Source organism: Pseudomonas sp. sp1636 (genome assembly GCF_030376615.1).
GTDB lineage: Bacteria > Pseudomonadota > Gammaproteobacteria > Pseudomonadales > Pseudomonadaceae > Aquipseudomonas.
In genome coordinates, this window is the sequence record NZ_JARRAB010000027.1 from 22148 (window position 1) to 32078 (window position 9931).

The 9931-nt window shown below is 62.5% G+C and carries 5 protein-coding genes; 2 read left to right on the forward strand and 3 right to left on the reverse strand.

Annotation, left to right across the window (positions count from 1 at the left end):
* The first annotated feature begins 299 nt into the window (after positions 1–299).
* On the forward strand, positions 300–1526 hold the full coding sequence (locus P8H27_RS19775) for a glycosyltransferase family 4 protein (RefSeq protein WP_289639443.1): 1227 nt from the start codon (positions 300–302) through the stop codon (positions 1524–1526).
* A gap of 1581 nt (positions 1527–3107) precedes the next feature.
* Entirely contained in the window at positions 3108–5582 is a 2475-nt protein-coding gene (locus P8H27_RS19780; RefSeq protein ID WP_289639444.1) for a tetratricopeptide repeat protein, read from the forward strand.
* Here P8H27_RS19780 and P8H27_RS19785 read toward each other — a convergent pair.
* From P8H27_RS19785 to P8H27_RS19795, 3 genes are all read right to left on the reverse strand, one after another.
* The gene (locus P8H27_RS19785; protein WP_289639445.1) at positions 5579–7675 is read right to left on the reverse strand and encodes an HlyD family efflux transporter periplasmic adaptor subunit; all 2097 of its coding nucleotides are present in this window, start codon (positions 7673–7675) and stop codon (positions 5579–5581) included. The two genes, P8H27_RS19780 and P8H27_RS19785, sit on opposite strands and share 4 nt — an antisense overlap.
* Positions 7676–7687: 12 nt before the next feature.
* Positions 7688–9079, reverse strand: coding sequence for an efflux RND transporter periplasmic adaptor subunit (locus tag P8H27_RS19790; RefSeq protein ID WP_289639446.1), 1392 nt, complete (start codon positions 9077–9079; stop codon positions 7688–7690).
* The coding region (locus P8H27_RS19795; RefSeq protein WP_289639447.1) for a putative Ig domain-containing protein at positions 9076–9931 on the reverse strand (856 nt) is incomplete at its 5' end. The genes P8H27_RS19795 and P8H27_RS19790, both read right to left, overlap by 4 nt.

Consider the following 9931-nt stretch of genomic DNA (forward strand, 5'->3'; position numbering starts at 1 on the left):
CGTTCCGCGCTAGCGCCAACTGCCCTGTCTGGTAGTCCCACAGCCGGCCGCTGACTGAGGTCGGTGGGGCGGAATCCTGGGTTTCTCAGTGCATAAGTTGCTATCTATGGGGTCGATAGCTTGAGCCCGCAGCCGAGCGAGTAAGCATTGCTGGAACTGCTGGCCGGTGTTGAATGAAGCCGCGACGGCTGTTGCTCTCGGCGGCTTATACAAGCTAGCGTTGGCGCTGGTTCCTTCTGGGCGCGACTAGCCTGCCTGCCCCTTGACTGCGCACTTGCAACTTACCGATTGGGCAATAGATGCGGTTTCTTTTCGTTCACCAGAATTTCCCAGGGCAGTTTCGGCACGTCGCCCGTGCGTTGGCCGATGATCCTCGGCATCAGGTCATTGGCATTTGCGATGCGACGAACCTCAAGCCCACGTCGGGTTTACATCCGCGTGTATCGATTTTCGGCTACCCCTCGCCCACGCGGGCGGGGGCGGATACCCATCCCTATGTCAGGGATTACGAGGCGCACGTCCGGCGCGGACAACGGGTCGTGCGCGCAGCGATGCGGCTCCAGGCCCATGGTTTTTCGCCGGATGTGGTGGTGGTGCATCCGGGGTGGGGAGAGGGCTTGTTCCTGCGGGAAGTGTTTCCCAATGCTCGCCACGTTCACTACTGCGAATATTTCTATCACGCCGATGGCGGTGATGTCGGTTTCGATCCGGAGTTTCCGGTGAGTTTCGATGATCGACTGCGCGTGGTCGCGAGGAACAGCACGCAGCTACTCGGTTTGGTGCAGTGCGATGCGGGTATCTCGCCGACCTTGTGGCAGCGTGCACGTTACCCGGCGGAGTTCCAAGCGAAAATCCGTGTGCTGCATGAAGGGGTCGACAGCAGGAGGCTGAGGCCGGATCCGCAAGCCGTGCTAGAGGCGAATAGCAGAACCTTCTGCGCCGCAGAGGAAATCGTCACATTCGTAGCCCGCAATCTTGAGCCCTACCGGGGCTTTCACAGTTTCATGCGCATGCTGCCTGCGCTGCTGGCGATGCGGCCTGCGGCGCAGGTGCTGATTGTAGGGGGCGACGATGTCAGCTACGGCAGCCGTCTGCCGGCAGGCGAAAGTTACCGGCAGAAATACAGTGCGGAGATCGATGGTCAGGTCGACTGGTCGCGGATTCATTTCCTTGGAAAACTGCCATATGACCGTTACATCAAGGTCTTGCAGGTTTCTTCGGCCCACGTCTATCTGACATGCCCGTTCGTGTTGTCCTGGTCCATGCTTGAGGCGATGGCAAGCGGTTGCCTGGTGATCGGCGCGGCGACGCCTCCGGTTCAGGAGTTGATCGTCGACGGAGAGAACGGGCTGCTGGTGGATTTTTTTGACCCGGACGGCATCGCGCAAACGGTTGCCGCAGCGCTTGCCGATCCACAACGTGTCGCCCCGTTGCGCCAACGGGCGCGAGAGCAGGTGCAGCGGCACTATGACTTGCAGAGCGTATGCTTGCCGGCTTGGATTGACTTCTTGTCTGCGGCCGAGTGATCGCGGCTCCGTCAGACCTGCGATTGCGCACTGGGTGGACTGCGCAGCAAAGCCAGAGGAGCATGAAGTAATCGCACCGAACGAGTCGCCACTGCCGAAGCAGGCTGAAGTGAGTTACCGCCGCGTCCTGCTCGCATGGGTGTTGGGCGAAGGGCTCGGGTATGCCGCGCGACCCCTGCGGTCCGGAGGCTAGTCGCCGGTGGGTACCGCGCGTCATTCCGAGGTGCTCGCCGCCCCGGCACAGCTGAGTTGCTTCCGTGGCCCGGTGCGTTTCGATGCCGATGTGATAAGCGTCTGTGGTTATGCGGATGGGCATGCGCTGCCTGCCTCGGTCAGCGCATGCGACGCTTTGCTCAGGCAACTGGCGTCCGCCTTGACCATCGCCGACTATGCGCCACCCTTGTCGCTGGCCGCATTCGGACATATCCCGCCGATTGCCATAGGCGATGGCTTCGTCACGCCGAACGGAGAATTATCCCCCGTTGGCAGGCGATGTGTCCCCCGTGTGGGAGGTCGCACGGTTGCCGGTGATCGCTCGGCATAGCCAAGGACTGAGGAGGAAGGAAAAGCCGGATAGCCTGGTGGCCTGTTTGGAAAATTTACCGAGTCCATTTCGGCGCCTAAAGCCCTGATGCGGCGTCGCTGATCCGCGCCATAGCCCGCTATGACTCGTACACAGCGCCTTGTCTCCGAATCCCAGGCACCCGACCTTGAGTTAACCCACTTACCAAACAGGCCGCTAAAGCATTTTTAGGAAACGCCTGTCTGACAGAGTCGCCGGATAAGCGCAGCGTGATCCGGGGCACCGTGGCCCCGGGCTGCGTCAAGGCTTGTTCGGGCTACAAAACCGCCTGCCGCAAGATGGGTATACATAAAATGAAAATGCGCTAGCGAAAATTATCGAAGGCGTGGGGCAAGTAATGTCGACCCGCACAGTCGCCCGTTGAAACTGCTTCTCCGCAATGCCTTGCCCGCTGCTGGGCGGCCCATTATCTTCTCTTGAGTGGAGTAAGCCTCGCCGACACAGTACAGCGCGAAGTTGGGCGCATGTTCAGATAGGGAGAGGTTGTTGGTGGCGATCATAAAGTAGCTGCGCTAACAGACCGTTGAAGTATCTTGGCGAGACAGCCAGCGCAAGGCTAGGCCTCCCCGGCAAAACAGGAGAAAAAGCGGCTGGGGTCGCATTCGATTTTACGAGCTGTAAGTGAAAATTTTAGCGTGAAAGTCGCGCAGCGACGATATCCTTTGTCCTTCTCCCTCCGGGAGAAGGTGGCGCGTAGCGCCGGATGAGGGAAACGGGTAGGCCGCGAGAGGCTTTCATGATTCGTGGTGCCTCTCGCGGCATGCCCGTTAACGGGGCTCGCATCCGAGCCTACTGATATCGCCCCAATTTTTTCTTGAGAGGGGCAACGCAGGTGGTTGTTCAGCCGCCTGCTAAGATCGTCTCCGCGAGCTCAGGCTGGAAGGCGCATGACGAACGATTCTCAACCGCTATGGGTATGTAAGCAAATGCGAGGCGTCCCGTTGAATATGGACGAGCCGAATGGGTAGGGCTGGCACGGCAGCATGGGTAGGGGCGGCATGAAGGGCACGAAACGGCGAATAGGCATCGGCTGGACGTTGGGAGCCCCGGGTGACGAGGGCTGCTATGCACTGAACGTAGCGTTGCAACTGGCGCGCCGGAGCATCAGTGCGACGCTGCTGGACGTGGCCGAGCACCTCGAACTGGAGCCAATGCACCGGCATGTCCTGGCCCCCGCGCTAGAGGAATATGCCGTCAGTCGCGATAGCGTTGCTCGCCATAAAGGCCGTCAACTACCTTTTCCGGTCTGGCACCCGCTCGGCGACCGCCTGGAGGCGGGAGCCGGTGTGGTGGACACGCCGGGCAGCCCCGATATCGCCATAGCCGCCTTCCAACAGGTGGATTTTCCCGCGCAGAACCTGCAACGCGCCGCCGATATGGCGTTGATCGTCACCGGTTCGCTTTGGGGTGCTCAGGTGTTGCGTGACAATGGTCTATCTCATGTCCTGCGCTGCCCACCGAGCGTGGACCATGGCATATTTCATCCGGCCCCGCGTAGCGACCTGTTTGCACGGCGTTTCGTGGTGTACTCGGGCGCAGAGCTGGCATACAGCAAGGGCCAGGACATCGTTATCGCCGCATTCCGGGCTTTTCGCCAGCGGCATCCCGAGGCTGTGCTGATCTGCGACTGGGCCCCGTCCGCGCCGATGCGCTTGCACGAGCTGGCGCTATCGCCTCATCTGCAGACGTTGCCGGAGGTTGTCAACGGAGCGTTGCAGCTGTTGCCCTGGCTCGCACAGCACGGCATTCCTTCTGAGGCGGTGATCGCTCCCGGGCCGATGATGCCCGGACAACTCGCGAGCCTGCTGCGCGAGTGCGATCTGGCGGTATTTCCCAGCCGCTGCGAGGCCACTGCCGGCATTGCCGCCATGCAAGCGATGGCATGCGGCGTACCCTGCATCGTCGCCGGCAACACCGGGCACCTGGATCTGTTGGGCGATCATCTGTATGTGCTGAAGGATCAGCGCGAGGTGGCAAGCCTGGCCCAGACTCCCGGCAAGCTGGGGTGGGGCGAGTCGACCGTGGAAGAACTGTTGGAAACCATGGAACGTGCGTACCGGCGGCGTAGCGAGGCTGACGGTAAAGGTAAGGCGGCCGTGCAGTTTCTTCAGGTGTGGGGGTGGGACCAGCAGGTTCAGCGCTTGCTGTCCGCCACCGACCAGGCGCTGGCGGGTGTCACCGTGTCTCCCCCCGGGCCCGACGAGCGTTATGCATGGGGCCTCAGTTTGCACCGGGCAGGGCGTTTCGAAGAGGCGGAACGGGTATATGACGAGGTCTTGCGCCGTGTGCCGGACCACGTGGATGCTCGGGGGGATCGTGGCAATGCACGTCGTGATCGCGGCGACCTCGACGGTGCCGAGGCCGACTTTCGCGCGATCTTGGCCGTGCGGCCGGGGTACGCTCGGGCGCTGCAAAGCCTTGGTCTGCTGTTACGCCGCAATGAGCGCCTGGATGAGGCGATCGCCTGCCAGCTACAGGCGTTGGCCAGTGCACCGACGCCGTCACTGCAGTGGGACTTGGCGTTCTCTTTATTGCTGCAAGGGCGCTATGCAGAAGCTTGGCCGCATTTCGAGCACCGCCATCTGGCGCTGGGGTTGCGCACCGCGGATCCGGCGAAGCCAAAGTGGGACGGCCAGCCGGTGATCGGTAGCACCTTGCTGGTGCTCGATGAGCAAGGCCTGGGCGACACCTTGCAGTTTCTGCGCTTTCTATTGCTCATACCCCTAGGACCCGGTGGACGGGTGATCTTCGCCGGCAAGCCGACAACCTTGTCGGTGGTGCGCAGGCTGTTACCGGCCACAGACGTGTATCGCTGGGATCAGCCATTGCCGAGATCGCAAGCCTGGGTGCCCTTGATGACGCTGCCTGCACGCCTGGGCGTTATGCGCCCGGAAGACATACCCGTGCCGATAAGTGTGCCGCTGGCCGAGCCGGAGCGGGTGGCGCGCTGGCGCCCCTCGGTGCGTGGCGATGACGAGCGGCCGGTAGTCGGCATCTGTTGGCGCGGTAATCCTGATTTCTCCGGCGATGCGCAACGCTCGCCAGGCCTGGCGGCGCTACAGCCGTTGCTGGCAATCGAAGGGGTACGTTTCATTTCGCTGCAAGTCGGTGAGGGGCGGCAGGAGATAGCGTCGCTCGGGCTAGAACAGCGGCTGGTCGATATCGGCGCAGCCATCGAAGCCGAGGGAATCGATGTACTGGATTCGCTGGCTGCCTTGCACAGCTGTGACCTGGTGGTGAGTTCCTGCACCTCTGTGGCGCACATGGCGGGCCTGATCGGCCGACCGACCTGGGTGTTGCTGGCGGGCAGGCCGGATTGGCGGTGGATGCTGGGGCGCCGGGATTCGCCGTGGTATCCGTCCCTGCGCCTGATCCGGCAAGGTGTCAGCGATAGCTGGCGCGATGTCGCTCAGCGTACGGCGGTACAGCTCGCCGCTTGGCGGGATCGCCAAGCAACACTGGTTCTCGATTAAAAGCCCAGTTCGCGCAGCATCACATTGGTGGCCGCGCGTAGGAAACGCATGCCGGGCGCTTCCCACTCGGAGGCGATGGTCACCTGGCCGCGCCATGCGAACTGTGGCGCGCGCGTTGCGTCGGTGACCTTGAGCTGCACACGGTAGATGGCCCGTTCGGGAAAGAGGATGCCTTCACGCTCGCGTACCTGCACATGTCCACCGAATTCGGCGGCCAGTTCAGGCTCGTTCAGGGTGCGACTGGCATCGCGGTCGATACTGACCACCTCCAGGCGCAGTATCGGTCCATCGCGGCCATCATTGGCGAACAGGGCGCGGTCACCGGGGGCAATGCGGGCGAGATCCTCGTCGTTGACATAGGTAATCACTTGCTGGCTTCCCTCGGGCACCAGCCGGGCGAGCACGTCTCCCTCGCTGACCCAGTCACCGGCCTGCAAGTCGGGATCGAGGTCGCGCAGGATACCGTCGTAAGGCGCCACGGGCGCATAGCGAAGTGTGTCCGCGGTTATGGTCCGCGCTTCGGCGTTGGCGGTGGCCAGCTGCGCGTTGAGCACCTGCCAGTCGCGGCGCTGCTCTGGGTCGAAGCCCGCCGAGGCGCTCTGCCAGGAAAGGCTGCCACGGCGAGCCACGATCTGCGCAGTGCGAACTTGCAGATCCGGCGACTCCATCGCGATCAGCAGCGCACCCGCCTTGACGAAGCTGCCGTCCTCATGAGGCAGAGCGGCGATGCGGGCATGCTGCGGTGCGTAGACCACAAACGCCTGCTGCGGGCGCAGCAACGCCGAGGTCGAGATCCGTGTCGGCCATGGCACGATAAACAGCGCGGTGAAACCTACGGCGAGCAGCACGGAGCGGCGGGCTCGGCGACTGCTGCGGATAGTCGGCCACCGCTCGCGCCAGGCCCTGAGCTCTTTGAGCAGCGGAAACATGATGAACCAGCCGACCTCCACGATAAACAGCAGGATACCAATCGCCTTGATAAAGAATTGGTAGACAAGTACGGCGATACCAATGAACAACACTAATCGGTACAGCCAGGTGGCATAGGCGAACAGAATCATGCCGGTGCGCCGGTTTGCGGGAAGCGATTCCGGTGGCGGCTCGCCCAGTGCGAACAGTCCTTCGCGCAGGCTCCAGCGCGCCAGGGCGAAACTGCGCTCATGCAGATTGGGCAGTTGCAGGGCATCCGACAACAGAAAATATCCGTCGAAGCGCATGAAAGGGCTGGCATTGATGGCGATGGTCGATATCCAGGTCGTGCTCGACAGCAGGAAGGCGACCGACTTTGGCCAACCTTCCGGTAACCAGACCCAGGCCAGAGTGGCCCAGGCGGCAATTGCCAGTTCGGTGGCAATGCCGGCGGCTGCGACCTGCAGGCGCTGACTCCGGCGGGTGAGTTTCCAAACGTCGTTGGTATCGGTGTAGGCCACCGGCCATAGCACCAGCAATGCTACGCCCATGGTGGGAATGCGACAGCCGAAACGTTTGGCCGTGAAGCCGTGACCCAGCTCATGCAACGTCTTGATACCGATCAGCGTCAGGCCGTAGGCGAGCAGCCCCTGCCAGGAAATCATATCGACCAGGGTCGAGGTGAAGCGTCCCCACTGCTGGGACACGCTGAACACGCCGAACACGCCGGCCAGGACCGTGAGGTACAGGAAAGTTCGGCTGAACAGCGGATCCAGTCGTTTGCTCCAGCGACCGAGAAATACGTCGGGACGTACTAGCGGGATGCGGATGAACAGGTAGTTGTGCATCAGCCACTGGGCCAGATTCCCGCGCTTTTTGCGTAGCGCCTCGGCCAGGCGTGGCGCCGCACCGGTTGGCGGTTGGAACAGTTGGTTCGCCAACAGGAACGACGCCAGCCGCTCGACATCGCCCGAATTGAGCTGCAATGTCGTCTCACGTCCGATGGCTGTCAGGATTCGCGGCGCATCGCGCCAGGCCCACCGGCTGAGGATTTCGAAACTGGGCCAGTCGATCTGGAAGAACAGATTGCGCACCGGGTCGTGCAGGGTCCAGCTGGGTTGCCCGTCCGGCAGGCGCGGGCCGGGTAATAGATCCAGCTCTTCGCGCAGACTGGGAAACACCATCGTCATGTCGAGTCAGAGCGCCACGAACTGGCGGATGGTGGCCAGCGGGCGGCGCAGGATCCAATAGCCAAGCGTGACCCAATCGCCATAGACCTTGGCGGTACCTTTCAGGCCGATGCGGCCTGTGGCGCCCTGCTCCAGCGTGGCGCGCATGCGATAGGCATAGCTACCGTCCGGTCGCGGCACCGCGTCGTGGGCGAGATAGCGTACCTGGCCAGGGATTGAGGCAAAGGGCGTCGCGGCCAGATAGAGACGCACGGGGGCCTGCTCGGCAACGGGAATGGCATCGCCGATACCCAGCCATACTTCGATCTCCACCTCGCTGGGCGTCGCCAGGCGCATCACTCGCTCGCCGGTTTGAACGGGGCGGCCAACCCATTCGGACAGGTCATCGACCAGTACCACGCCATCCCGCGGAGCGAGTACCCGTGAGCGCTCCAGCTGGCTTTGCAGAAATTCGACTTCGGCGTGTTTCTCGTTGATTTCCCCGACAAGCACCGCGAGCTGTGCCTTGGAGGTGTTGTCATTGACCGCCATCTGAGCGAACTGTCGATATTTGGCTTCCGCTGTCGACAACGTCTGGCGGGCAACTTCCAGGCGGCTGATGATCGCTGCCTCGTCGAAGGTGAACAGCAGTTGCCCGGCCTTGACCTCGGCATTGGGCTGTACGTGAAACTGTCCGATCACGCCATCGAGCGGAGCGCGGATCACCGCGGGGTCCGCGGGTACCAACTGACCGGGGGCGAGCACGGTCAGACGAACCGGTAGAAACAGGGTAAGGAGCAGAAGTAGGCCCAGTTGCATGGAGCGTCGGCGCCACCAGGGCGCGCTTGGTTGCGTCGTCAGCGTCCTGCGCAGCAGGCTGCGTGGCCATGCCGGAGGCCGGGAGCGGGCAAACCAGGCGTGACGCCAGGTGTGCATCCACTCGTTGAGCAGCGCCTGGGTGTCCTCGGAGAACGGCTGATCGCCGGCCAACAGCAAGCCACCGCTACAGCTACCGGGCTGTGACGCGCTGGGCATGATGGGCAGCCACAACGCCTGGCCTGGCCACCACTCGGCCCATTGCTCTGCCACATCGCTGTGCAACGCCTCCCGGTCAATGGGGCGAAGTCGAGCTGCATTCTCGGCATCGGCCTGAGTCGTAAGGCTGCGACTCAGGCGGTTCAGCCATTGCACGTAGGGGGCGTTGTTCTCAGGTTGAACGACTCCAGATAGGCTGCGCACGCCACCGTCGGCGAACCACAACGCGGCTTGTCGATAAGCGACTAGCGCGCGGGTGTCGTTGACCAGCAGGAAGGCGAGTTCTTCCGGGCTCGTCGCGCCTCGGGCGCGATGGCCCAGATCGAGCAAGGCGAGCAGCGGATTGCCCGCTGCCTCGCGAGTGCCAGGTTCGAACGCACTCATGTCTTGCTAAGCGCAACCTGCACGCTATGGGACAGTGCCGCCAGACGTGGGGCCAGAGCGGACTGCTTGTCCGCCATGCGCAACTGCTCCGAAAAGCTTGATCGCGCAACGGCTGGCTCGACGGCTGAACCGTCCACTCCTTCGCTGGAGCCCTGTTGCGCTGGGGCTTCGGTGACATCGATTTCCAGTTCGGTTACTGCTTCATTGCCCTGGCTGTCGCGGGCGATGACCTTGATGCTGAGCTTGCCAGCGAAGTCCGCCGGTACTTTGCCGATAAATGCCCCAGTCTCCGGATCGAACTTGAGCCAAGTCGGCAACGGACGTCCATCGCTCTGCACGGCCTCGAGCTTGAGTGCCGAAAGGTTGCCCCCTGAATATTCGAACGTGCCAGTCGGAAGGCTGAATGATAATACGCCGTCTCGGGCGTAGGTGGTGACCGTGACTTCGGGCGCCGCCGTCAGCGGCGAATTCCCGATAGCACGCTCACCGCTCCCCATGACGAAATAGGTTGCCGATGGGCTCCAGATCGCGGTGCTCGCATCGAGCGGGTTGTTTGTCAGGGGCGAGGCAAAAATGTTCGTGTGCAGTATGAACGACGAAGTCGATGGACTGATGCCTGAGGTCGGATTCGCGACAGGCGTGAGTAGCGGAGCCTGGGACGACTCAGGGCTGGGAGCCGGGAGCGGCGTGACCGGATCGGGTCTTACGACCAATTCCTTTTGCGTGCCGCCTTCAGCTACATCGGTGACCGTGACCGTAATGGTCTGCACGTCGGTGCCACCGCGACCGTCGTCTGCGGTCACTTCAACCACGTAGGTATTGTTGCTGTCGCTATCGCCGGGTGCCTCGAAA

Bases quoted from the DNA above. Each gene is read 5' to 3' on its own strand.
- P8H27_RS19785 (WP_289639445.1), bottom strand. From the start codon at position 7,675: ATGGTGTTTCCCAGTCTGCGCGAAGAGCTGGATCTATTACCCGGCCCG.
- P8H27_RS19775 (WP_289639443.1), top strand. From the start codon at position 300: ATGCGGTTTCTTTTCGTTCACCAGAATTTCCCAGGGCAGTTTCGGCAC.
- P8H27_RS19780 (WP_289639444.1), top strand. From the start codon at position 3,108: ATGAAGGGCACGAAACGGCGAATAGGCATCGGCTGGACGTTGGGAGCC.
- P8H27_RS19790 (WP_289639446.1), bottom strand. From the start codon at position 9,079: ATGAGTGCGTTCGAACCTGGCACTCGCGAGGCAGCGGGCAATCCGCTG.